This is a genomic window from Acetobacter fabarum, assembly GCF_022483405.1.
GTDB lineage: Bacteria > Pseudomonadota > Alphaproteobacteria > Acetobacterales > Acetobacteraceae > Acetobacter > Acetobacter fabarum.
The window spans coordinates 2101641-2126866 of the sequence record NZ_JAKVNI010000001.1 but is presented as its reverse complement, the minus strand read 5'-3'; the positions used below and the strand labels follow the sequence as shown (position 1 = coordinate 2126866).

Below are 25226 nucleotides of genomic sequence, written 5' to 3'. Positions count from 1 at the left end.
GGTCCGATATAAACCGATAGCGCACTTATTATTTTGTGGATTGTTTTCTGTAACCCGCAGAAAACTAGGGCAAACCGTGGTGGGTGCGACAGGGATTGAACCTGTGACCCCCGCCGTGTGAAGGCGATGCTCTACCGCTGAGCTACGCACCCGGTTTGTGAGGGCTAGATACATCTATCACGAAGGGTTTGGCAAGAGGTGATTTGCCATTAAAATCAAAAAAATCAAATATTTTGCAACCGGTCTTCACTGCGGGAATGAATAAGGAGAAACCATGCTCTTTCAGGAGCAGGAAAAACGGAATTTTGTCACCAACCGGCGGTTGGGCAGTTCTCTGGCTATGATCGCCGGAGCCATAAATGTCGCTGGTTTTATGGATTTTGGATATTACTGCGCCAACATGACGGGCAACGCCTCTGCAATGGCTCTGAATTTGCAGGATGGAAAGCTCCTTGATGGCTTTCGTGCCATGGAACTGAGCGGGAGCTTTGTTCTGGGGGCCATCGTGTGCACATTTTTGGTCAACCGTGGGCGCAGGCGACACTGGCATGCGACTTATGCCTTTAGTATTCTGCTGGAAGCCGTCATGCTCGCCTTACTGGGGCTGGCCAGCGCTTTTATGCTGTTTGGCCCGCACAGCTTTATTCCTGCGTTAACGCTCTGTTTTCTCATGGGTTTGCAGAACGCAACCGTTACCCGCATTTCGGGCTCAGTTGTGCGGACAACGCACATTACCGGCATGCTGACGGATCTGGGAATGGAAATTGCCGACTGGCTGGATGCCTGGCGGCACAAGATCGGGCCAGAACACCGCTATACCATTACCCAAAGGTTACGGCTGCATACGCAGATTATCTGCTGCTTTATTGGCGGAGGCGTTGTCGGAGCCTTTGTTTATCACGTCTGGCCCACATATTTTTTGTTTGTAACTGCGGCTTTGCTGGCATCGTGCGCTTTGCCCGGTATGGTCGCGAACTCGCTCACCAGCTTTGCAAAAAGACAGACATAACCCACTGGCAGAGCCTTGCTCTGCCCATCTGGTTGGCTTCTCTCGTATATACAGCTGACCAGATGGGCAAAGGCTGGAGTTTTAAGCCAGCACTTCCGGGTTCAGGCGGTAGCCACCGCCTTCGGTTACCAGGAGGGATGCATGGGCCGGATCGGGTTCGATTTTCTGCCGCAGGCGATAAATATGGGTTTCCAGCGTGTGGGTAGTGACCGCCGCGTTGTAACCCCATACCTCGTTCAGCAACACCTGCCGTGGAACCGGGCGTGTGCCTGCACGGTAAAGGAACTTCAGAATGGCAGTTTCTTTTTCCGTCAGCCGGATACGGCGGTTTTTAACCGGTTCCAGCAGCAGCTTGGCAGACGGACGGAAAGTGTACGGGCCGATCGAGAAAACGGCATCTTCGCTATTTTCAAATAGGCGTAATTGCGCGCGCAGTCGGGCCAGAAGCTCGGCAATCCGGAAGGGTTTCGCAACGTAATCGTTGGCACCAGCATCCAGACCACGCACGATGTCGGCTTCATCATCCGAACCGGTCAGCATGATCACCGGCATGCGCAGCCCTTCCTTGCGCAGCTCCGCACAGAAATCTCTGCCATCGCCGTCCGGTAATGAGACATCAAGCAAGATGGCATCACACCGGGCATCCGGGCCTTTCATTTTCTCGCGTGCTTCTGCCAGCGTGGCGGCTTCCTGAACCAGAAACTCACCATCAACCTGTAGCTGTTCCGTCAAAGCGCGGCGGATAACCTGATCGTCGTCAACAACCAAAATGGGGCGTGCACCCGTCATGTGGTTCCATCTCCTTGTGTCAGCCTTCTATAAGTGGCTGCCTGACCTATTCTTTTGCTATCGTGCCACGAATCTTCACGCAACGTAAGCAGCGACATGATACGTGAACCGCATGGCAGGCCATGAACAGAGGCAAGATATTGGAATGATAATACACGTGTGGCCCATGCCTGACAGCCGCAGCTACGCAAAACTGCATTGCGGGCACATAATAATGGATGCGGTGATCGGCAAAAACGGCGTTACTCTTCATAAGCATGAAGGAGATATGGCCACTCCGGTGGGCCAGTTCACTCTCAGAAAAGTGTATTATCGTGCCGACCGAACTACCCGCCCCCACTCTGTTTTACCCACGGAAGCGCTAAAACCTGACGATGGATGGTGTGATGACCCCACGTCCGAGGTGTATAACCAGCACATCACACTGCCCAACGCGGCCCGGCATGAAGATTTGTGGAGAGAGGATGACCTATACAACCTTGTGATTGTTATAGGCTACAATGATACCCCTGCCCTACCCGGAAAAGGCTCTGCCATCTTCATGCACCTGCAACGCCCCGACCGCACACCAACGGAAGGATGCGTTGCCCTGACAGAGCAGGACCTGCGCACTGTTTTACAATCCGGGGCCACGGCAATTGTCATTCATGCCGTGGAGGGTACTCCCGGCTGCGCTTCCTGGGACGCGTTGTCAGTTGGTGCACGGTACCATAAGGCCTGTAATGTCATTTGATCCGTGATGTTTCCTCTCCATTTTTCGAGAAGACGGGCAGATCCCACCGGCTATTCCATCAAGGAGAAACCGATGCTATCCACGGAAAATCAGCTTCTTATTCTACAAAAAGAGAAACGAAATTGAACGGTTCTTCGCCAGTCTGAAGTGGTTCAGAGGCATTGTGATACGATACGACAAGCTGAAATCAATATTTCTCGCAGCAGTGCAACTCGTCTTCGCTATCACCGGACATTAACTGACGACACGTCCTAGATTACATACTCAACGATACACATAAAACGATTAACAACGGAAACAGATTGGGAGGAAAAGATGTGATAGCAGATAACACGGTCGACGAGCACGCTTCGATGCTGAAGATATATTTAGAGGTTTTCTAAAATATGAAGGTTAATTTTTGTGGGTCAATAATAGAAACAAAAATATTTAGTGATTCTGAATATAGCAATCTAGTTTGTGAGATATATATTGACGGATTATATATATGTCTTTTGTCTGCGGACGATGGAGTAGATCAAATCAGCATAGTATTCCCAGACTGTGAGGAGGAGTGTAAAAAAAACAAAGTGAGATATGACATATTCGTCTTCGCATTATCTCTCGCAAAAAAAGATATTTTAAAATAAGTTCTAAATTTTTCCGACTTTATTCAAGAAAAGTGTGGGGAAGGAAGTAACACCGACCTGATCTCAGTGAAGTCCAATATTGGGTTTGATCTTGAGAAGTCGACCGCGACAGCCACCAGACAACGCCGGAAGGATCGCAGCGTCTGCATGGAATATGCTGGTCGTGGATAGCCCAGACGCCCTCGCCAACGCTGCGGGCACGACAACGCTGGACGGGGCGGAGATCAGTGGAAGTCCATCAAAGGACTGACGTTTCTCACCGCGCACTAACTAACGACCGGCCCTAACTCAACAGATTCGGTTTATCGACTTACAAACCTGCCTGAAAAGCTAACTGAATATCTTCTGGTTTTGTTTTTCCGTTAGCGAGTAAAAGCTGAAGGAGGATTCGTGCTTTTTGTGGATTGAGGTCCATAGAGGCGATCAGACCATATCGGTCATCATCAACTTCCACATTCCGGTTCGTCATGCCACTACCGACGCGCGTGGAACGCACGACAATGACGCCGGCTTTTCTTGCCCGCTCAATGCCTGCCAAAGCGGTATCAGAAACATTTCCGTCTCCCATCCCGGCAATGACGATACCACGCGCACCATCCTTCATAGCATCATCAATCTGCTGTGCATCCATATCCGCGTGGGCATACACAATTTGTACCTGCGCGAGGGTGTGATCTGCCGGAAGAGCAAGAGGCTGGCGTGGTTGGGCGGCGGTAATAAAACGCACAGATGCCGGGTCAACATAACCAGCCGGACCAAGATTGGGAGAATGGAATGTTTGTAACTCTGTGGTGTGCATTTTGCTCACACCACGCGCAGACTGGATTACATCATTTAAAACAACCAGAACACCACGCCCGCGGGCCTGCGGATCTGCCGCGACCTTCACGGCTTCATACATGTTGGCAGGACCATCCGCACTGATGGCCGTGCTGGGCCGCATGGCGCCAGTTAAAATTACGGGGCGGGAATCTCCGATAACATTATCCAGAAAGAACGCCGTTTCCTCCATTGTATCGGTTCCATGTGTAATCACAATGGCATCTGCTTCATTGTTTGCAAATGCCTTCCGGATCCGCTCTGCAAGTTTGAACCATACCTGGCTATTCATATTCTGGGAGGCAATGTTGGAAATCTGCTCAACCTGTAATTGGGCGAGTTTTTCCACGCCCGGCACGCCTGCAATCAATTGCTCGCCAGTCACTGCACCTGCATCATAACCAATGGCAGAGCGTGTATTTATTTTTCCAGATATTGTGCCCCCGGTTGCCAAAACCAACACACGCGGCAAGGCGTCCTGCTTATGCACTGTAGCTGTGGAAGCTTCTACCCCTGCTGTATGAGCAAAAGCGGATTGGATATTCACTGCGCTCAGAATTGTACCGAGAAGAGACAGGACACGCACAGAAACCATAAAATCAGTCTTTCCAGTAAAGAGTGATAACAGGCTACTCAAGCGCCCCTGCCTCACCCATTAAAAATGAATAGGCTGGCTGGTAGAAGATTACTCTTTTCCCAGCCTCGTCTGTTATAAGTTTAGGCAGCCTCCTCCTGCTTAGGGGGAGGCATAAGGCCAATAGCCACCAGCCCTACCCAGAAGGGTGGAGAGGCATCATCTTCCAGAGAGACAACGGTGATGGCAGCACCTTTCTGGATCATCAGAAAAATCAGGAAATCGCTATTTTCCTTTAAAAGCCGTTCTTTGTTCTCTTCCGTAATGTTTTTGGCCACAAAGCGCCAACCCTGTGCAACCAGAGTTTCCAGCAAGGTAAAGTTCCATCCCGGTTGCCCAAGGACCTTCCCCCTCGCCTCGCGGCTGAGGCCCCGGTATTGGTCCAGACGGGCAATGCCGGGGCTGACCTGATACACGCGCTGGTGGCCAAAATGGGGGGCCAGATGCGCGCAGACCAGCCCGTTATAAATTGCATCGGGTGTGGCTGTAATCAGGTAGTCTGCCGGACGTTCCTCCAGACTTTCAGCCCCTTCCTCCGAGAGAACCTCGGCGCATAACACGGGGACGCCTGCTTTTTGGGCGAGAGCGAGATCTCTTGCCGAACTGTCCACCAAAAGCACAGGGGTGCCGACTGCATGCACAACCTGTGCCAGTTGTGTGGACCACTCACTGGCCCCCACAATGGCCAGCGCAGGCTGGTTGGAGAGAGTCAGGCGCAGTTTGCGCCCGAGCGGGATAAGCGAAAAGCCATGCAGGATCATGGTAGAGGCAATAATGGCGAATACTGCAGGCATAACCAGCCCCGCACCGGGGTAGCCGGCATCCTGCAACCGAACACCGGCAATACCGGCCACGGCGGCAGCAACAATGCCGCGCGGGGCAATCCAGCCAACAAAAAACCGCTCAGCCCAGCTCAGGCTGGTGCCGATGGTTGCCAGCCAGATTCCCAGCGGGCGGACCAGAAACAGAACAGCCAGTGTTAACCCACCAATAGACCATGAAAGGCTGGTCAGTTCGTGGCGTTGCAGGTCTGCGGCTAAAAGTACGAACAGTACGGAAACAATAAGAACAACCAGCGCTTCCTTCATGCGCTGGAGTTCGCTCATTCCCGGAATACGCAGGTTGGCCAGCCCCATACCAAACACGGTAGAGGCCATGAGCCCTGCCCCATCCATGCTTAACGTCCCGACCACATAGAGCATGAGCGCTAAGGTAATGAACAACGGCATCTTCATGATGTCGGGCAGCATATCCCGCACACAAATCCATTTTACGCACCATGCTGCTCCAATGCCTAACCCGATCATTAAGGCAGCACTGGCAAGCATATGTGGGACAATGGCCATGAACACTGTGCCCGATCCTTCATCGGGGCGCATGAGCAGCACTTCGAGCACCAATGTTGCCAGAATGGCTCCCACCGGGTCGTTTAGAATGGCCTCCCAGCGTAAAAATGCGGCTATCCGGGGTTTAAGCTTGGCATGCCGCAGCAAAGGCAGCACCACGGTGGGCCCCGTTACCACGACAATCGAACCAAACAGGAATGCGGGGCCCCACCCCATGCCACCAATATAATGCGCAGCCAGACTGCCCAGCAGAAAGTTAATGGGTAAAGCCACCAGCGTCAGTCGCAGAACCCCTTCCCCGGCCTCTTTGAGCTGCCGGAAATCAAGTGCCAGACCACCTTCAAAAACAATCAGGGCCACGGCAAGTGACACAAGGGGATGAAAAGCCGAGCCAATCATTTCTGACGGGTGCATAACCTGCAGGACAGGCCCGTAAAGCAAGCCGAGTGAGAACAGCAATACAATAGCGGGCAGCCGGAAGCGCCATGCCGTCCATTGCGCGAGCATACTGCCGCCCAACACAAAAAAGACGAAAATAATTACACTATCGGTCATGCGGGTCTATCTCGGGGTCAGATGTGATCCATGCTCTTTTGTGCTTAAAGCATAAAGGCATGAAAGTTATACATCAAACTCACAAGATAGACCGCAAAAGCAGCCAGATAATAGTTTTGTGTAAAAAACAATCAGTCGTTCTGTAACTGCCGTTCCAGAACTGCGGCAAAAAATCCGTCTGTTTCGTCCCGTGCCGGGGTCAGGCTGATCATGGTCATTTCACGCAAGCGCTCCGGGAGTGCGGGAGAGCCAGATGCAACAAGACGGAACTCCGGATTACGGGCGACAAACTGCTCGACCTGTCCGGCATTTTCGGCCTTGAGGAGAGAGCAGGTTGCATAAATCATGCGACCACCGGGTTTAACCAGTGCTGCTGCCCGGTCCATAATAGCGGCCTGCTTGACTAGCAGTTCCTCCAGATCGACCTGCGTGGTACGGAAGCGTGCATCCGGGTTACGGCGCCATGTTCCCGTGCCGCTGCAAGGTGCATCGACCAGAACCCGATCAAACGAGGCAGCACGCCTTTTGGCCCACTTATCCCCTTCGGTCAGCAGGTGGCGCTCCACGTTATGCACCCCTGCGCGGCGCAGTCTTTTAACAGCACCTTCCAGCCGCACGACAGAAACATCACATGCAACAATATGCCCCTTGTTTTCCATCATCATGGCAAGGGCCAATGTTTTGCCACCGGCACCCGCGCAATAATCCAGAACACGCATGCCGGGATCAACACCCGCCATGGCGGCAACAAGCTGGCTGCCTTCATCCTGAATTTCTACCAGACCATCACGGAACGGCTTGCTGGCGGTTACAGGCTGGCGGCCTTCCAGCCGCAGCCCCCAGGGAGACAGCTTTGTTTCTTCCGCATGCAGCCCTTCGCGCGCAAGCGCGTGCATGGCTTCCGTGCGGGTTGTGCGCAGCATGTTAATGCGCAGGTCCAGAGAGGCAGGTTCTGCCATGGCCTTGATTTCTGCCTCAAGGTCCGCCCCAAAGGTTTCTTCCAGCTTGGGGAGTAGCCAGTCGGGCACTTCAAGCCGTACAGCCCTTGGCATATCCGCGCACTCAAGCTCCTTGCCGATCAGGGCGTTCAGCACCGCCTGTTCAGACTCGTTTAGTGCGCCCGCGGCAAAGCGGCCTCCGCCGTAAATGGATGCCAGCTTTTCCATAGGGGTGCGATCAAACACCAACTGGGCACCAGCCAGCATGCGGGGGCTGGCAGTGCCCCCGTTTTGCTCAAGCCACCAACCCAGCTTGCGCCAGTTGCGCATGATGTCCCACACCAGGCCGGAAATGGCACGCCGGTCACCGCCGCCAATATAGCGTCTTTCCCTGAAAAAGCTGTTGGCAACGGCATCCGCTGGTTTGCGTGGTGCCGCCTCCATAGCCGCAAGCAGGTCAATGCTGGCGGCAAGTCTGGCTGTAGGTGTCATAAAGGCAGATCAGTCCTGACGATAGTTGGGGGCTTCACGCGTGATGGACACGTCATGCACATGGCTTTCACGCAGACCGGCACCGGTAATGCGGCGGAACTTGGCACGGACCTGCAGATCACTGATTTCGCGCGAGCCGGTGTAGCCCATGCCAGCCTTCAACCCGCCAACCAGCTGGTGAATAACGGCAGACATGCTGCCTTTATAGGGTACGCGGCCTTCAATCCCTTCCGGGACAAGCTTGAGCGTGTCTTTGACTTCCTGCTGGAAGTAGCGGTCTGCCGAGCCGCGCGCCATGGCGCCAAGGCTGCCCATGCCACGGTAGGATTTGTAGGAACGTCCCTGATACAGGAAAACCTCGCCCGGTGCTTCTTCCGTGCCAGCCAGCAGCGAGCCGATCATAACCACGTCGGCCCCGGCACCAATGGCCTTTACGATGTCGCCCGATGTGCGGATACCACCATCGGCAATGCAGGGAACGTCCATTTCCTTACAGGCCAGAGACGTCTCCAAAATAGCAGAAAACTGCGGCACACCCACACCAGCTACAATGCGCGTGGTGCAGATGGAACCCGGTCCAATGCCAATTTTAACGCAATCTGCCCCAGCCGTAACCAGTGCGCGCGCGGCTTCCGGCGTTGCAACGTTGCCGGCAATAACCTGAATATCGTCATCCAGCGCTTTCAGGCGCTCGACCGCGGCCAGCACACCGGCGGAGTGGCCGTGGGCGGTATCGACCACCAGAACATCCACGCCGGCATCAATCAGCAGTTTGGCGCGGCTAAAGCCGTCTTCTCCCACACCGGTTGCTGCGGCACAGCGCAGGCGCCCCATGCTATCCTTGATTGCCAGAGGGTGGGCTACCGCTTTGTCCATATCCTTGACGGTAATAATCCCGACGCAACGGTCGGCATCATCCACAACCAGCAGCTTTTCAATCCGGTGCTTGTGCAAAAGCTGGCGGGCCGTATCCGGGTCAACACCATTCTTGACCGTAACCAGACGATCCTTGGTCATGAGTTCGGAAACACGCTGGTTGGGGTCAACCGCAAAGCGGGCATCGCGGTTGGTCAGAATGCCAACCAGCTTCTGGGTGCCGGGCTGCACAACAGGCAGGCCGCTAATGCCATGCCGGTGCATGATCTCGCGCACTTCTGCCAGTGTCTGGTCCGGACCAACCGTAACCGGGTTGACCACCATGCCGGATTCAAACCGCTTGACCCGGCGCACATGCTCGGCCTGCTCTTCGGGCTTGAGGTTTTTGTGAATAACGCCAAGGCCACCCTGCTGCGCCATGGCAATGGCCATACGCTCTTCCGTTACCGTGTCCATGGCGGAAGAAATAAGAGGAATGTTAAGCTCGATAGAGCGCGTCAGATGCGTACGCACCATGGTCTGACCTGGCACGACATCGGAAGCAGCCGGGACGACAAGAACATCGTCAAACGCCAGAGCTTCAGTAACACGGCTGTATGGAGAGGAAGTCATGCAGCGGGCACCCTTGCTGAATTACAACGTGGCGGGTTTACCCTGTAGCAAATCACTGCCGCAGGTCACCCGACCTTTGGCGCTTCCTCTTATGACTTTGGCCGGGTAAACGCAAGCGCTCAAGGCCATTATTCACCATGTTTTTTAAAAAAGCATCTTTTAAACGCGATATGCACAGGCCACATCCAGCAAGCGCGAACCTGCTGGATGTGGCCTGATATACGAACAGGAGCGGAAAAATTACTTACAGGCTGCGCTATTACGGAGCATGCGGGGCTTCTGGCGCAAAAACACCAGCTGAGGAGAGCAGGCTCTTGCCGTGCCGTCTTCCACCAGAGCATCCCGCTCCCATGCGCTCAGCAACGTAACGCGCCAGCGTTCACGAACAGCCTCACGCCAACGATCCGAGGTTTTTGCCTGCGTTGCCTGCACAACCTGATGAATATGCATGTTCGCCTCCCCTCTGCTGTAATCTGACACTACACGCAAAAAAATCAGTTGAGGCATGACTGTTTTGTGAAAGGTCAAAAAAACATGCACTCTGATTTGCAGCACTGAACACCCTGCACGCAAATGAGAAAAAACATAACGAGATTGCCCCTGAAAGGCCTTGTCTCTCACGCGGTCACTTGCTCAGTTTCAAGCCGCCCGGGGCAGCGTAGGGCAATGAGGGATTAGCAATGCCCCGCCCATTTCCAATTTGAACAGGACAGCAAAGCACGCCATACTTTGGGCATGACCCAACGGATGCCTTTTTTGCTCTCCCACCTGATGGCTTTTGGCCTGCTGGCCTGCGCCACACCCCCCGTATGGGCCACAAATGGGCAGCCAGATGCACATAAGGGCGGCACGCTGCGTATTCTCGCACAAAGTGATGCAGGCACACTCGACCCGCAAATATCTTACATTGCCCTGACCAAAGTGCTTGAAACACCAGTGTATGACACACTGTTGACCTACCCCAAGCTTTCCGGTCCCGGTGCGCATCCGGTCATTGCTAATCTGGTGGAGGCTGTACCAACCCCCGAGGATGATGGACGCACCTACCGCCTGACCCTGCGGGACGGGCTATATTTTTCCAACGGCAAACCCGTTACGGTGGACGATGTGGCAGCGTCTTTTCGTCGTCTTTTCAAGGTGGGGAGCCCAACGGCTGGGCCATATTACGGGGCCATTGTTGGTGCTCGTGCCTGCTTGCAAAACCCCACCACATGCACATTGGTCGGTGGTGTGGAAACAGACGCCCACACGCGGCAGATAGTCTTCCATTTAGAGACACCAGACCCGGAGTTCCTGGACCGGCTGGCATGGATGCACGCCGCCATTCTGCCAGCAGACACCCCAGTGCATGACATGGGCAACACCCCCATACCCGGAACAGGCCCCTACCGTATTGCGGAGTATGACCCGACTACTCAGTTACGTTTGGAGCGTAATCCTTTTTTTCACGAATGGTCACATCAGGCACAACCCGCAGCCTACCCGGATGCGGTTCTGGTTTCCTTTGGTCTGGACGGAGAAGCGGCCGTTACCGCCGTGGAAAATGAGCAGGCGGACTGGATGTACGAAAATGTTCCGCTGGACAGGTTAGGAGAAGTCGGGAGCCGTTACGCCAGTCAGGTGCATCTTTACGCCCCGCTTCTGTCATACTTTGCCATGCTCAACGTGCATGAACCACCATTTACATCACTCAAAGTTCGGCAGGCTCTGAATTACGCAGTGAACCGGCACGCCATGATTATTTACCGGGGCGGCCCGGCCGTGGCGTCCCCCCTATGCCAGATTTTGCCGGATGGCACGCCGGGGTATGAGCCGTTCTGTTTTTATACCCAAGGAGCCTCCCCGGCACACCCCGCACAAAACTGGGTTAAACCGGATATGGATGTCGCCCGCCAGCTCGTGAAGGAAAGCGGCATGGCGGGGCAGAAAGTGACCATTATTGTTCCATCCGAACAGCATGGCAGCGCCACGGCGGACGATATTCGGAATACGCTGGATATGCTCGGCTTCAAGGCAACGGTTCGCACCATAAGCCCTGCCATAGCGTTTACTTACATCCAGAATACACAAAACCATTTTCAGATTGCTCTAGCCGGCTGGAATGCCGATTACCCTTCGGCTTCCAGCTTTTTGCAAACCCTGTTTTCCTGCGAAACCTTCCACCCCAACTCTGACAACTCCCCCAATTATTCAGGGTTTTGCGACGCCAAGATTGACCGGAAAATGCAGGAGGCCGCGATGCTGGCTTTAACCGACCGGGAGGCGAGCAACCACGCATGGTCCGAAGTTGACCGGGAAATTATGGCGCAGGCCCCTTTTGTGCCCCTCTCACAAACCCAGAGGGTGCTTCTGCTTTCCCGCCGCGCCAAAAATGTCATTATTACTTTGAATGACGAAATTCTTTTTTCACAGATTCAGCTACAATAAACCGAATGGCTGGTCTGCCGTCTGCTGTACCTCACGCACAACATCATGAATAAAACGTAGCTTTGCACGCACACCCGCCGTGAGCACAAAAGGGTAAAAATCGGCCAGTCCCATAGACCTGTTCAAGCTGTTGACGGCATATGTCAACGGCAGCCAGGCCTCTATGATGTCATCAAACGGCATGTGCAGGTAAGGGTCGTTCCTGTGCGTAAGAACAGGCTTGCCATCAACCGTTGGGCCTATGGTCATGTCATAAGACAAGGCCGTTTCCAGCGTGGACACTATATGAAAATAATGCGCCCATGTTTCGGCAAAATCCTCCCAAGGATGGGACATGGCATAGTGGCTGACATAGTGTTCCCGCCAGTTGTCCGGTGCTGCACTGGCGTAATGTTTTTGCAATGCGCTTTGGTAATCTGCCCGGTCATCCCCAAACATGGCCCTGCACTGCTCCAGACGGCCACCGTCACGGATAAGAACATTCCAGTAGTAATGGCCAATTTCATGCCGGAAATGCCCTAGAAGAGTTCGGTAATACTCTCCCATTTCCACACGCATATGCTCCCTGTAGGCATCATCGGCCTCTTTGGTTGCTATGGTAATGACGCCATTATTATGGCCTGTCATGATTGGTGGCCAGCCTTGGGGTGGATCGTCCAGAAAATCGAACACCAGCCCTTCCTGCGGGTCTGGCTGCCGGTTTTTAACAGGAAGCCTAAGCCGGAGAATTGTATAAACCAAGCGATGTTTGGCAAACTCCAGCTTGCGCCAGCGTTCCGTATTGCCCGGAATATTCAGGTTGGGAATAACCCGGTTAAACTGGCAGGCAAAGCAGAACGTGCCTTTTGGCTGCAACGCTGGAGCCAGCCAGTTACACACATCATACGCATGGTTGGCACAAAAAGCGCGGGGCTCTTCGTTCTGCCCTATCGGGTGGTAAAGCCCACCTGCTTCAGCCGCCAAGGCGGCAAGGTTGGCTGCTTCGGGCATATAACCCAAGGGAGCATGGCACTGGTTGCAACGGGTGTTTTCAAAAAAAACCGGCTGCCCACAGGACTGGCATGTAAAACGCTTCATCCTGCACCTTTCTTTACACCCAGTGGCTCAAAATATGATTTTTAATGTCTGCTTATCAGTTAAACAGACGTTCGACCTTCATGCAGACATTAAAGGTTGCCTCGCACCTGTCCAGCAGGCCGGAAACAGGAGCGGCATTTTCAGGGCTAGCAGCAACTGCAAGGGGGATATGCCCTTGCCCAGCCAGCAGGCCAGAAGTGGTATCAAACCCCAGCCACCCACGCTGGGGAATAAAAATCTGTGCCCATGCATGCAACTCCCCGGTCAGCACTTCCTCTCCGTCTGCCGTGTTCACACTTTGAATAAGATAGCCCGAGACAAACCGCGCAGCATGCCCCAGATGCCGGGCTATATTGACAAAAAGCCATGCACTGTCGCGGCAGGAACCAGCACGGCGGTGTAGAGTTTCCTCCGGGGACCATACACCGGGTTCCAGCCTGTGCTGGTAGCCGACTGTGCGGGCAATACCACGGTTTATGGCCATCATATGCCCCAGCACATCCCCCCCTACGCCAACCGGGTAGCGGGAGAGAAAATCCCTTACCTCTTCCCCACATTCAGGTGGAATTGCATGCTCCTCCTGCGGCAGGTCGGTATGATCATCGGGGGCTAAGGTTTGCAGGAGCGGGTCATAAGTGGTCATGTCTGCAACCAGAGACACCTCAATATCAAAATGTGTCAAGCGGTCGGGAAAACCAACACAGGCCACATCATTCCCGCACGAATCACGCTCCCATTTCAGGTTAAAACCTTCTGGCTGAATATGCAGGCCATATGCCTCAATGGGCGTGCGGCAGGCTTCCATGGGGCGTAGTCGTATTGTCTGGGTTCCCAAGGCTACGGGGCGGTCGTAACGGTAGCAGGTCCGGTGCAAAAGCGTTACCTGTGAACTCATCAGAAATACGGCCCTGCTCGTGTTGCAGCCCAATGCCGTGGGCTGCGGATATCTGTTTGGTATCAGAACAATAATTCAGCGCAAAATCATATCATTCCGTGCAAGGCATGCAAGGGACCCATGCGGGTTTGTGCAAACAAAATGTGAGCACGTATTTTGTGCTTGGCAAACGCCGGAAATCCTGCTCCGTTAATGCGTATTCGAAACGTTTTGGCAGGCAGGACCAGCTTTTCTTCAGTCCCGAATGCCAGAAGGGAGGCTTTTATGACGAACGCCCTACACCTTGCCCCTCCCCTAACACGCGGACTGCTGGACAACTACGCCACTCCTGATTTTTTTTGCGAGTTAATGAACCGCAAATCCACTGCTACACCCATTATAGATTGCGTAAAAAAGCGTCTGTCTGCTTTGCAGATACAGGAACTCCAGAACAGAACTGCCTCTGCCGAAGCACAGCTTTACAGAATGGGCATTACCTTTACTGTTTACACGGACCGGGAAGCCATTGACCGCATTTTGCCTTTTGATGCCATTCCACGGATTATTACAGCAGAAGAATGGCAACATATTGAACGCGGAGTTCAACAGCGTATTCAGGCCATTAACCTGTTTTTGCATGATATTTATCATGAACAGCATATCCTGAAGGATGGCGTGGTTCCAGCCGAACTCGTGCTGCAAAACGCCAATTACTGTCAGGCTATGGTTGGTTTGGACGTGCCCGGTGGGGTTTATGTCCATATCAATGGAACAGACCTTATCCGTGACCAGCAGGGTCGTTTTCTGGTCCTCGAAGATAACGCACGCACACCTTCTGGCGTATCCTACGTCATAGAAAATCGCCACATGATGCTCAGGCTCATGCCAGATCTGGCATCAGGCCTGCCTATACGCTCGGTGGAGGAATACGGCCCACGCCTGCATAATGCCTTGTGTGAGGTCGCCCCCGAAGGTGTGGACGACCCACAGGTTGTTCTGCTCTCCCCCGGCATTTATAATTCTGCTTACTTTGAGCACGTGTTCCTGTCGCGCGAAATGGGGGTTCCTCTGGTCGAAGGCCGCGACCTGTTTGTGGAGAACCACAAGGTTTTCATGCGCACCGTTATGGGGCCAAGGCCTGTCCACTCCATTTACCGCCGCCTCAATGATGAATTTCTTGACCCAATTGCCTTTAATCCTGACAGCTTGCTGGGAGTGCCCGGTCTGGTCGAGGCTTACAGGCGCGGCAATGTCACACTGGCCAATGCGCTGGGCACAGGGGTTGCGGATGATAAAGCCGTTTATGCCTATATGCCCCGTATTATCCGTTATTATCTGGATGAAGACCCTATTCTGGAAAGTGTGGAAACACATATCTGCGCAGAACCGGAGGGGCTGGCATACACCTTGGCAAATCTTGACAAGCTTGTTGTCAAACCCGTTGGGGAATCAGGCGGTTACGGGCTGCTGATTGGCCCGCAGGCAACGCAGGCGGAGCTGGACGACTTCAGCCAGAAATTACGCCACAATCCGGGCAATTACATAAGCCAGCCAACCATTGGCCTGTCAGTTACGCCAACCCTTTGCGGGGATACGGTAGAAGCCCGCCATGTTGACCTGAGACCCTTTGCCGTTACGGGCCGTTCTGTCTGGGTGCTGCCTGGCGGCTTGTCCCGCGTTGCCCTGCGCAAAGGCTCGCTGGTTGTTAACTCATCCCAAGGGGGTGGTTCAAAAGATACATGGGTCATGGCATCATGATAATTTTTTCCCCCACCCCCCTTCTCTCGCGCTACGCGGAATGCATGATGTGGCTGGCACGCTACATGGAGCGCATGGAAAATCTGGCGCGTTTGCTGGAAGTTACGGAAACCTTTGTTCGTAATGCCGAAGGGCAGACAGCCTGGGATTCCATTCTGGCTATTAACTCGGATGAAAGCCTGTTCCAGCAGATACATAATACGACACAACACACGGAAATTGTACCGTTTTATGTCACGGAAACCCGTAATCCTTCATCACTGGTTTCGCTCGCGCAGCAAGTGCGGGAAAATGCGCGCGCTGTCCGGCCGCTTGTTTCAATCGAGCTTTGGACACAACTCAATGTCTTTTCGCGGAACCTGCTTAATCTCAAAAACGGAGATATGGCAGAGCATAATCTGGCCGAACTCTGCACCCGCGTAAGGCAGGACTGCCAAACCCATTTTGGCATTGCAGAAGGCACATTGTACCGAGATCAGGCGTGGCTGTTCTACCGGCTGGGCAAAGCTCTGGAGCGGAGCGACCAGATTACCCGGTTGATAGACATCCGCTACCATATGCTGCTGCCGCAGTCCGAAGCACCGGGGTCCGATATTGATCTGACGCAGTGGACATCCGTATTACGCTCGGCAGCCGCGTACCATGCTTTCCGGCGGTTACTTCCGGTAACCCTGACACCTGCCAATATTGTTGGCTTCCTGCTCAAAAATGATGGTTTCCCGCGTTCACTAAGCACCAACCTGCGCCAAATTGATGAAACGCTTACGCTTCTGGCAACGCATGACAATCTACGCCAGTTCTGCTCACCTTTGCTGGAATGTGTGGCCGAACTCCGGGCCAGCCTGCAGGACCAAACTGCAGAGGAAATTATTATCCGCGGTTTGCATGACTATATGAGCTGGATACAGACCCAGCTCATGGATTTACAAAACGCCATAGCCGCAACATTCTGGCCTGTAATTATACCGCAGGAAGCCACTCTTACAAAAATGGCTGAACAAGAGCAGAACTAGGTGTAAGCTTGCAGACACAGTTTAAAGCTCTCCCCTGCGGGAGTGCAAATATATGGGGTGCTAGGGTGATCAAAAAGACAATGTTTTTAAACGCCGTATCTGGCTTTTTGGTCACGCTTTCTGTCGCGGCTGGCGCATGTCTGGGCTCGGGAACGGCTCATGCGGCGTTATCTCAGGGAGCAAGTGCTCCCGACTTTACCCTGCAAGGGGCTCTGGCTGGCAAGCCTTTTACATTTTCGCTCAAGTCGGCCCTCGCACAAGGGCCTGTTGTTCTCTATTTTTTTCCCGCAGCGTTTACGACAGGTTGCACGCAGGAAGCACATGACTTTGCCGAAGCCGCAGAGCAGTTCCACGCCGCCGGGGCCACGCTTGTTGGTATAACGGCGGGAAATACTGATCGGGTTGCTGAGTTTTCGAAGGTAGAGTGCCGGGATAAATTTGCGGTTCTGGCCGACCCGGGGGCTTTGACCGCCATTTTGTACCACTCCGTTAATACGGAGCACCAGACTTTGCTCTCACAGCGCACATCTTATGTGATTGCGCCAGATGGCACTATTCTGCTGAGCTTTACCAGCAACAACCCGGAACAGCATGTTGTGGAAACTCTCGATGCCCTAAAAAAATGGCATGCAGGCAAAAGACAGAAATAAACGGGACAATTACGCAATATCAGAGTTTAAAATTTATTTGATCATCCCAGCATAGCTCATGATAATAGGGCTATGAACAATAAACATAATATGATGGGCCGCAGGATTTTTGGCTTTTCTATCATGGGGTTAGGTCTTACCTCCCATTTTGGAAAAGCCTTTGGGGAGAATGCTCCTCCCCCTGCCCCTATTCCCAAAGCAGCATTACCCAAAGCCAGCCCGGAAAAGGCTGCAAAAAAAACTGGGCCGCGGATTTTATGTTATGTTGGCGGCTACACACGTTCCGGCCCGCCCGAGAGTAATGCAACGGGCATAACCTTGTTTGAAATGAACCCGGAGAGCGGTATTCTAACCCAACTGGGCCACGTAACACCTGCGGACAATCCTTCTTTTCTGGCATTATCACCCGACCAGAACAGCCTGTACACGGTTAATGAAATCAGTGATTTTGAAGGTGGACACACCGGATCAGTCACGGCTTTTCAGTTAGATCGCCGTACCGGGGTGCTTACAAAGTTAAATGTTATGAGTAGTGGCGGAGCAGACCCTGCGCATTTAAGTGTGCACCCATCGGGCAAATATCTGTTTATTGCCAATTATACCGGCGGGAGTGCTGCTGTCATGCGCATTCAACCGGATGGTAGCTTGGGTTTGTTAACCGACCTTATCCACAATACCGGGCCTAAAATGCCAGAACGGGCAGCAGACAACCCGCCTGGCAATTATGCGGTGAGCGATCACTCCGGCTCGCATGTGCATATGATTCAAGCCGATGTGAATGGTAAGTTTGTTCTGGCCTGTGATGCAGGGCTGGACAGGGTTTACGTGTGGCTGTTTGATATGGAAAGCGGCACCCTAAAGCCGGCGGAAAAACCATGGCTGAGCATGGAGCCGGGTTCCGCGCCTCGTCATTTCTGCTTCAGCCATGACGGGAAGGTTATCTATATTCTGGGGGAACAGGATTCCCGCGTAGTTGTTGCTGATTATGACACCCAGACAGGTGCCATGCAGGTCAAGCAGACAGCCTCCACGGTAACTGCACAATTTAGGGGAAGCACCCTTGCCGCTGAAATTATTTTGCACCCAACGGGGAAATTTCTCTACGTCACCAACAGGTTAGGCAATGCCATTGCCTGTTTTAGAGTGCATGAAGATGGCTCTATCACCCTGTTTGATGAAGTCTGGGTACACGCTGATTACGGGCGGGCTTTAAGTTTTGATCCGTCGGGGAAGTTTGTGTTCGTTGCCAATCAGCGGAGTGATTGCATTACATCCCTGCGCGTCAATACAGAAACCGGTGTGCTCGATTTTACATGGCACTTTGTACCAATTGGCACACCAACATCTTTTGCATTTACTGTCATTGATTCTGTCTAGTTGTTAAAAAACGCGTTGCACATTCATGTGCAACGCGCCACTTCTGCTTTACTTATAAAGGCTGTCAAACACGCCGCCGTCAGAAAAATGTTCTTTCTGCAGCTTGGTCCAGCCACCAAGACTCTTCACATCAAACGTATCCACTTTGGGGAAGAGTGCCTTGTTTTCTTCCAGAATGGCCGGGTCAACAGGGCGGAAATAATGTTTGGCCCCAATCTTCTGCCCTTCAGGCGTAAACAGGAAGTCCAGATACGCTTTGGCAACAGCTTCCGTTCCATGCGCCTTGACGTTTTTATCAACCAGAGATGCTGGCGGTTCCGCAAGGATGGTCTGTGACGGCACAACAATCTCAAACTGGTCCGGCCCAATATCACGCGTGGCCAGCAGTGCCTCGTCTTCCCATGCAAGCAGGACATCGCCCAGATTACGCTGCACAAAGCTGTTTGTGGCGCCGCGTGCACCTGTATCAAGCACGGGCACGTGTTTGAACAGGTTTTTCAGGTAAGCCTTAGCTGTTTCCGGGGTACCATCCTTCTGGTGCAACGCCCAGCCCCATGCCGCCAGATAGTTCCAGCGCGCACCGCCAGATGTTTTGGGGTTAGGGGTAATAACCTGCACGCCATCCCGGATCAGATCCGGCCAGTCATGAATGTTTTTGGGGTTACCTTTGCGGACCAGAAACACAATGGTGCTGGTGTAAGGGGTCGCATTGTGCGGCAGCCTGCTTTGCCAGTCAGCTGCAATCAGGCCGTGCTGTGCCAGCAGATCAATGTCATAGGCCAAGCCAAGTGTTACCACATCTGCCGGCGCGCCTTCCAGCACGGAGCGTGCCTGTGCCCCGGAGCCGCCATGCGCCGATTTGACACTGACTGTGTCTTCCGGGTGGTTTTTATGCCACTGGGCAGAAAAAGCTTTATTCACATCGGCATAAAGCTCACGCGTTGGATCGTAGGAAACATTCAGCAGGTGGTATGATTCCGCATAGCTTGCTGTCGCCTGCAAGCCTGCCAGAAAAGAAACACCCAATACCGCCGTTACTTTGAGAACGGCACGGCGAACGTTAAAAAAGTTTTCCTGTTTCATAAGCCTGTTCCTTAATCATAATGTCAGATCAGAATGCTGCCTGCACGCGGCCAACAACAGCGTTGCCACTGCGCCCAAAGAAATTGGCATCCGTTGATTTTGCACCATTGTAGCTGGAAACACTAAAGTGCGTGTAATCCAGCATGACCTTGATGTGCTGGTTGGGGTACCAGTTCAGCCCACCTTGCCATACAGTCTGTTTATTGCCTGTTTCCCCTGCGGTATTAATAACTGTTCCTGTCATTTTAGTGGTGCCAGACGTCCGCAGGTCGGTCACACTCCAGCGCCCGCTAACTTCCAGTGCGCCCCAGTGCCCTTTTGCGGGGTCAAAGTCATATTCAACACCCGGAGTTGTAAACGCGGCAATTTTTTCATTATAGCCACGGCCATGCCCAAACAGGGTATAGTTTGCAGCAACATACCAGCCATCAAAGCCAATGGCGGGCGGGTTTATGCTGGCGGCTACGTTATCGTGCTGCACCCCAACATGATAATACTCACCCTTGAGCAGGAATTTTTTGTAACGGAAACCAAACTGCGGCCCCGCTGCCCAGATCTGGGAAATATTTGTTAGTGCACCGGATGTCAGCAATTGTGTTTCGCCCAGAGGAACTTCAACATTGTCCTTAAATGTTGTGGTTCTTCCCGTGCTGGACTGGTTCACTTTAAATGCAGCCGTTGCCCCAACGCCGACATGCACATCAATATCCTTGGAAACATAAGGACGGCCTGCCGCACGGAACACAGCCCCGGTCTGGCTGTCTGTTATGGTTTTGTCGGTTGTGCGATCACCATATTTCTGCCCTGTAAAATACCCTGCAACAAGCCAGCGTTTTTCGTAATGCTCACCACCAATGCTAAAGCGGGCCACACCACCGGCAATATTACGAACCAGATCAACAATGGTCGGGCGTTCCAAAAACTCAAATGCCCCTGAACGCTCTGCGCTGTCTTCTTCCATGCGCGGCTGAAAATACCCGACGGTCAGAGTTGTGTTGTGCAGGCCGGTATAGTTCAGGTTGGCTTCAAACAGGCTAACGGTGCCGTCACTGTTATTAGCACCAAAGTCTGGGGTTACGTTTACTACCCAGTCTTTGTAGCGCCAGGACATGTAAATGCGCAGACGCCGTGCATTCTCGGTAAACTTGTTGAAGTTGCCGGCACTTTCCTTTCCGCGCTGACCAACCCCCATAAAGCCACCAAAGTCTTCCTGCGCCAGAAGGCCAATGGAAAATGCGTAAGCCTTATCATCCGACGCAATGGTTGGGCGGCCTTTGGGGAAACCTATTTTAATGCCGCCAATATCCACGCTTTCATCCTTGGCGGAAGCCGCCTTGAATGAACTCCAGGACTGTACCGGCCCTTCCGGCAGGGCAATGCGGCTATCATTGGGGCTGCGCGGGCCATGGTTGGCGGGCGGAACAACCGGGTCTTCACGGAATTGAGGCTGCACATCATCCGGCCCAGCCGCCGTTAACGTGCGAGGAGCATGACCAATTTTGCGGCTTTGCAGATTGGAAGTATGCTCATACTTGTCCACCCGTGCCTGCAGGCGGTGGATTTCCCCCATCATTTCCCGGTGCATTGCAGCGATCTCGCGCCGTAATGCTGCATTTTCTGCATCCGATGTGGCTGCCATCGTCACATATGGAAAAAAAAGGCTTGAAACTGTTGTTGTTAACAGAACACTCGCCCGAACAGACACCGCCATAAGTTCCCCCAAACTTAAAAATTTTTATTTTAATATGGTGTAATACCATAAAACAAAGATGATTATGTTTTGACCCCGAACCATTCAAAACACAACAAACGCCCCACTACCTACATTTTGCAGATAATGTTCAACACAACCAATATGAATTACGAAAACTGTGTGATGCCAGAGGCATCATGCCAAACGATTGCAGGCCCCTGCTGGCGCGGTTAAACCGCGCTCAGGTTATGTTGTGCAAAAGTGGTTTTGAATTTGCGAATAACAGATGTCCGCAAATCCTGCCCGTCCGGGTAGCGCTTGTTATGCAAGCTCTGCACGCTTTCATGCGCCGCATAAAAACGGCGGGTCCGGCGATCTTCTTCAAGAATAATGGCACCAACAAAAGTACCGTTAATTTCAATAATACGCGATTCAAACATGACTTTTCCCTTCCAGGTAATAACTGACCCGGAAGGCAATAAAACCCACAGGTCAGGCGTTAGATATTTTAACGTCGTAACATCGGCCCAGCCGACACATTCGACCCCACAGGTTTTGCATCTTCTATGCGCTCCTCATGTGCCACGCGCTTAACGTGTGATTGTGTATCACCCATATTTCCACGGCAGTCAATTATATAATTTTAAAAATAGTTGTTTTTTTATATCACGATAATTGTTGTTATTTTATGAGTAACTCTCTTGGCAGCTACCAAACTGATAGACCTGCCCGGGGCTTGCGGCCCTAAACCGCTCTACGTTGCAATTTCCCGCCAGAAGAGCGGCTTGCAGAGCTTTTTCTGGTGCTCGGATACCTTCATCCGTAAGCTGAAAAGTGCCCCAATGAATCCCTATGGCCTGCTTTGCCTGGGTATCCTTGTAAATACACACCGCTTCATGTGGATTAACGTGCTGCCCTGCCATAAACCATCTTGGTTCGTAAGCACCAATTGGAATAATAGCCACATCCGGCGCACCATACCGGGTGTGTAAAGCACGGAATAATGTTCCATCGCCATAGGCTGTATCTCCGGCAAACCATAGTTTTTGGCCTCCGATATTCAGCCAGAACCCAGCCCATAGGGCCATCCGCCGGTCAAAAATACCTCGTGCAGACCAATGGTATGCGGGTGTCAGCGTTACACTCAGTGCCGGGGCAATAACGTGTTGGTCATACCAGTCGCCTGTAAGAATACGGGCTTGTGGAATAGCTTTTTTAACAATGTGATCATTCCCTAATGGCATGATCATCAAAGGGTTATGCTCGGCCTGCAACCGCCTGAGTGTAACCAGGTCAAGGTGATCATAATGATTATGGCTGATGAGCAATGCGTCAATCGGTGGCAGGTTTTCAAACGCTACACCCGGTACATTAACCCGTTTGGGGCCAGCCCAGCGCAATGGGCTGGCCCGCTCTGACCATACCGGATCGGTCAGAATATTGAGCCCCGCTGCCTGAATAAGCACTGTAGCGTGGCCAACCATGGTAATGCGCAGGGCATCCACGCTCTTTTCAGGTATAGCTGTTGTTATGGGAACAGAATCCGGCCATGGCGCACGATGTGATGTGCGCCTCCAACGCCACAGATCGCGCAAGGAGCGGTCTGTGGAAGCTTGCCCGGGATTAAAAAAACGGGTTCCATCAAAATGGTCAGTTACAGGCCCGGCATAGTATTTATTACGTGCCATAAAAACCATGCATGGCTCCTCTCCCCGCCAACAAAACTGTGCGTGGTGCGTTCAAATACAAACGCACCATGCATAAAGCGGGAGGCAGTTGTTTGGTCCGATGTTTAGCTTTGCTGCGACTTGAGCTCTGCATCAATCTTCAAGGCCTGCTGAGCCATGGCTAGTGCCCCTTCCCGGCTTGCCGCACCACAAATAAAGCGTGCAGGGTGCGCAAATACCGCATCGGCAACACCACATACTGCAGCAAGGTCTTGCCCGTTCAGGCCGCCCCATGCTTCTGGCAAGGAGATCCGCTGGCCAAAGGCCCCGCGTTCGGGGGGCACAGCTTTAACATTCCATTGCCCACTACCTGTGGGGGAAACCACGTAAATAACGGGGAGATCATGCTCAAAAATAACCTTTTCGGTTGGCATGCCCGTTTCCATCAGCAGAATGTGCTTGTCCTGTGCATTTTTATAAGCGGACAGAACACGGTCCGTTGCTTTCAGGCTGGCACGCACACGATCGACCGTGTTGACCAGATGGGAAGCCACTGCGGTTGCCGCATTGGCAAAGCCTAGGGTTTCCCGCCGCTTGGCTTCTTCCGGGCCGTGGAGCTCCGCCGTGTCCCACGGTGGGCTACAGGCCGAAACAATATCCGCCAGTGACAGCTTGCCCATCTTGGCTACGCCGTTATCATCCTGATCAATCGGCACGACCAGTGATTTATCAATACTCTGCCAGATAGCCGTAATTGTGGCATCGTCAACAGTGGTGCGCACCAGATTACGCACAGCCGCCTTACCGTAATCTTTCCACAGCAATCCGGCGGCACTGTATGGAGTGCCATCTTCACGCAGGGGTTTGTCTTTCATGTGGTGGTCGTAACGGCCTTTGGGCGGGTCATAAATCCCCCCCACATCGAACACGATATCTGCTGCCTGAATACGTTCCGGGTCACGCGAGCGGAAGAACTTCAGGCAGTCCTCGGGGCCTTCGCCCAGAATACGGGCGCGCAGGTCACCCATTGGAGCCAGCGCATAATGGAGCACAACATACCCAAGTGTTTCATCAACATGGAAGTTGCCCGAATGGGTCAGTGCGGTTGTGATGGTTGCCTCATGACCGAGACCAATAGGGGTATGTTCAGACATTACGATGACCTGCTGCAAACTGAGGATGAACTTTCATAAGCCCCCTCATGCCGCACGCTCTGGTATCAGACAACCGGCTTCAGCAGGATATATGCACATAATCCGGTTTTTCCCGCCTTATACATAAGAGCGGAGATACGCGTGCACTCTAAAGCGCCGTGTGCGCCACCCCACAGGCCTTGTGGAATGACGCACAGGATAGAAGCCCGGGTTATGCCAGAGCGCCTTGGTTTATTTGATAACCGCGCAGGCTACCCGGTCCCCCGCCCCACCAATTGGCTGGCTCTGGTAATCATCAGGGTGGGCATGGATGACCAGTGACGAACCATCCGCATCCAGCAGGGCAGGCTTATCCTTGCCAGCCTTAAGCGCGACCAGAGGAGAGAATACCTCTACCGTAGCTGTGCCGTCAGCCCCGACAAACACGTTGGGCAGATCACCTGCATCGTTCGCGGTGGGGTTAAGCAGACCATGCACAACAGGCGTCGTTGCATGCACATGGGGCCCAGCCGTTGTAAACTTAGGCCCTTCACATACGCCCTTGTCGTGGAAGTGCATGCCGTGCCAGCCCGGTGTGAGCCCTTTTGCTTCTACCCGCAATATAACCCCTTTGGGGGCATCGGTAATGGCAACATTACCGTGTGCTGCGCCATCCGTGCCCACCAGAGCGCCGGAGGCGGTGTCTGCCGCACGGGCCAGAGATGGCAACAGAGCCATTGTGCAGGCCAGAAGAACCAAATGCTTTGAATGAACCATGGCGCATGCCCTTTCAGTTAAAAAACGAGGGGCTAGGCCCCTTGTCGCATCGTAAAATACTGATCACGGGAGTTTAATCCGTGCCCACCCGAAAACCTTAGTGCATCGCGTAACAATCCACCACGCCCGATTGAGGATGCAAAACATTCCCACATCCACACCCCGGCATGGCTCAGCCTGCGCGACCATGAAAATCCTGACAAAAACGCACGCTACTGCGGCAGGTTCCCATAACGAGCCTAGGATACCGGGCAAAAATTGGGTT

At 53.1% G+C, this 25226-nt stretch carries 21 protein-coding genes, 1 tRNA gene and 1 pseudogene; 8 read left to right on the top strand and 15 right to left on the bottom strand.

The genetic code is table 11. From position 1 onward, the window contains the following. Positions 1-77: 77 nt before the first annotated feature. Positions 78-152 (bottom strand) — tRNA-Val (locus LKE65_RS09890). Positions 153-274: 122 nt separating this feature from the next. Between LKE65_RS09890 and LKE65_RS09885 the strand changes: the two genes are divergently transcribed. Continuing rightward, entirely contained in the window at positions 275-1009 is a 735-nt protein-coding gene (locus LKE65_RS09885; RefSeq protein WP_278741222.1) for a YoaK family protein, read from the top strand. Between the two features lie 81 nt (positions 1010-1090). Here LKE65_RS09885 and LKE65_RS09880 read toward each other — a convergent pair whose 3' ends face one another. Further along, positions 1091-1798 (bottom strand): response regulator transcription factor, encoded by a 708-nt coding sequence (locus LKE65_RS09880; RefSeq protein WP_086646772.1) that lies wholly within the window; start codon positions 1796-1798, stop codon positions 1091-1093. Between the two features lie 145 nt (positions 1799-1943). On the opposite strand from LKE65_RS09880, the pseudogene LKE65_RS09875 reads away from it, so the two are divergent. After that, a pseudogene (locus tag LKE65_RS09875) lies at positions 1944-2447 on the top strand (L,D-transpeptidase family protein); the annotation flags it as partial. A gap of 103 nt (positions 2448-2550) precedes the next feature. After that, positions 2551-2769 (top strand): transposase, encoded by a 219-nt coding sequence (locus LKE65_RS09870; protein ID WP_408744099.1) that lies wholly within the window; start codon positions 2551-2553, stop codon positions 2767-2769. 701 nt (positions 2770-3470) lie between these two features. Here LKE65_RS09870 and LKE65_RS09865 read toward each other — a convergent pair. From LKE65_RS09865 to LKE65_RS09845, 5 genes are all read right to left on the bottom strand, one after another. Then, positions 3471-4574 (bottom strand): asparaginase, encoded by a 1104-nt coding sequence (locus LKE65_RS09865; protein WP_278741221.1) that lies wholly within the window; start codon positions 4572-4574, stop codon positions 3471-3473. A gap of 122 nt (positions 4575-4696) precedes the next feature. Next, positions 4697-6514 carry a cation:proton antiporter gene (locus LKE65_RS09860; protein WP_278741220.1) on the bottom strand — a complete coding sequence of 606 codons (1818 nt, stop codon included), beginning with the start codon at positions 6512-6514 and terminating at the stop codon, positions 4697-4699. Between the two features lie 131 nt (positions 6515-6645). Further along, on the bottom strand, positions 6646-7944 hold the full coding sequence (locus LKE65_RS09855; protein ID WP_278741219.1) for an RsmB/NOP family class I SAM-dependent RNA methyltransferase: 1299 nt from the start codon (positions 7942-7944) through the stop codon (positions 6646-6648). 9 nt (positions 7945-7953) lie between these two features. After that, positions 7954-9432 carry an IMP dehydrogenase gene (guaB, locus tag LKE65_RS09850; RefSeq protein WP_086646776.1) on the bottom strand — a complete coding sequence of 493 codons (1479 nt, stop codon included), beginning with the start codon at positions 9430-9432 and terminating at the stop codon, positions 7954-7956. Between the two features lie 240 nt (positions 9433-9672). Then, positions 9673-9882: a hypothetical protein gene (locus LKE65_RS09845; protein WP_095349895.1), complete on the bottom strand. Its 210-nt coding sequence runs from the start codon at positions 9880-9882 to the stop codon at positions 9673-9675. Between the two features lie 285 nt (positions 9883-10167). On the opposite strand from LKE65_RS09845, the gene LKE65_RS09840 reads away from it, so the two are divergent. Next, on the top strand, positions 10168-11859 hold the full coding sequence (locus LKE65_RS09840) for an ABC transporter substrate-binding protein (RefSeq protein WP_278741217.1): 1692 nt from the start codon (positions 10168-10170) through the stop codon (positions 11857-11859). Here the strand turns inward: LKE65_RS09840 and LKE65_RS09835 are convergent. Beyond that, complete coding sequence (locus tag LKE65_RS09835) at positions 11851-12936, bottom strand: zinc-binding metallopeptidase family protein (protein WP_278741216.1); 1086 nt, start codon at positions 12934-12936, stop codon at positions 11851-11853. The genes LKE65_RS09840 and LKE65_RS09835 overlap by 9 nt on opposite strands. A gap of 55 nt (positions 12937-12991) precedes the next feature. Then, positions 12992-13831 carry a transglutaminase family protein gene (locus LKE65_RS09830; protein WP_278741215.1) on the bottom strand — a complete coding sequence of 280 codons (840 nt, stop codon included), beginning with the start codon at positions 13829-13831 and terminating at the stop codon, positions 12992-12994. 264 nt (positions 13832-14095) lie between these two features. Here LKE65_RS09830 and LKE65_RS09825 point away from each other — a divergent pair, with 264 nt between their 5' ends. The 4 genes from LKE65_RS09825 (at position 14096) to LKE65_RS09810 (ending at position 18608) form a co-directional block, all read left to right on the top strand. Then, complete coding sequence (locus LKE65_RS09825; RefSeq protein ID WP_278741214.1) at positions 14096-15568, top strand: circularly permuted type 2 ATP-grasp protein; 1473 nt, start codon at positions 14096-14098, stop codon at positions 15566-15568. Next, positions 15550-16581 (top strand): alpha-E domain-containing protein, encoded by a 1032-nt coding sequence (locus tag LKE65_RS09820; RefSeq protein WP_278741213.1) that lies wholly within the window; start codon positions 15550-15552, stop codon positions 16579-16581. Before LKE65_RS09825 ends, LKE65_RS09820 begins: the two co-directional genes overlap by 19 nt. Positions 16582-16646: 65 nt before the next feature. Beyond that, positions 16647-17231, top strand: a complete 585-nt coding sequence (locus LKE65_RS09815; protein WP_278741212.1) for a peroxiredoxin — start codon at positions 16647-16649, stop codon at positions 17229-17231. A 72-nt stretch (positions 17232-17303) separates the two neighbouring features. Further along, positions 17304-18608, top strand: coding sequence for a lactonase family protein (locus LKE65_RS09810; protein WP_278741211.1), 1305 nt, complete (start codon positions 17304-17306; stop codon positions 18606-18608). A gap of 48 nt (positions 18609-18656) precedes the next feature. On the opposite strand, the gene LKE65_RS09805 is transcribed toward LKE65_RS09810, so the two are convergent. The 6 genes from LKE65_RS09805 to sodC all read right to left on the bottom strand — a co-directional run bounded on the left by LKE65_RS09805 (position 18657) and on the right by sodC (position 24961). Then, positions 18657-19691, bottom strand: a complete 1035-nt coding sequence (locus tag LKE65_RS09805; RefSeq protein WP_086646784.1) for a sulfate ABC transporter substrate-binding protein — start codon at positions 19689-19691, stop codon at positions 18657-18659. Positions 19692-19719: 28 nt separating this feature from the next. Further along, entirely contained in the window at positions 19720-21402 is a 1683-nt protein-coding gene (locus LKE65_RS09800) for an OprO/OprP family phosphate-selective porin (protein WP_086646785.1), read from the bottom strand. 212 nt (positions 21403-21614) lie between these two features. After that, the gene (locus tag LKE65_RS09795; RefSeq protein WP_086646786.1) at positions 21615-21824 is read right to left on the bottom strand and encodes a hypothetical protein; all 210 of its coding nucleotides are present in this window, start codon (positions 21822-21824) and stop codon (positions 21615-21617) included. A gap of 246 nt (positions 21825-22070) precedes the next feature. Then, on the bottom strand, positions 22071-23081 hold the full coding sequence (locus tag LKE65_RS09790; RefSeq protein ID WP_278741210.1) for an MBL fold metallo-hydrolase: 1011 nt from the start codon (positions 23079-23081) through the stop codon (positions 22071-22073). A 95-nt stretch (positions 23082-23176) separates the two neighbouring features. Continuing rightward, the gene (locus LKE65_RS09785) at positions 23177-24205 is read right to left on the bottom strand and encodes an MYG1 family protein (protein WP_278741209.1); all 1029 of its coding nucleotides are present in this window, start codon (positions 24203-24205) and stop codon (positions 23177-23179) included. Positions 24206-24436: 231 nt separating this feature from the next. Continuing rightward, positions 24437-24961, bottom strand: a complete 525-nt coding sequence (gene sodC / locus LKE65_RS09780) for a superoxide dismutase[Cu-Zn] (protein WP_253529582.1) — start codon at positions 24959-24961, stop codon at positions 24437-24439. Positions 24962-25226 lie beyond the last annotated feature (265 nt).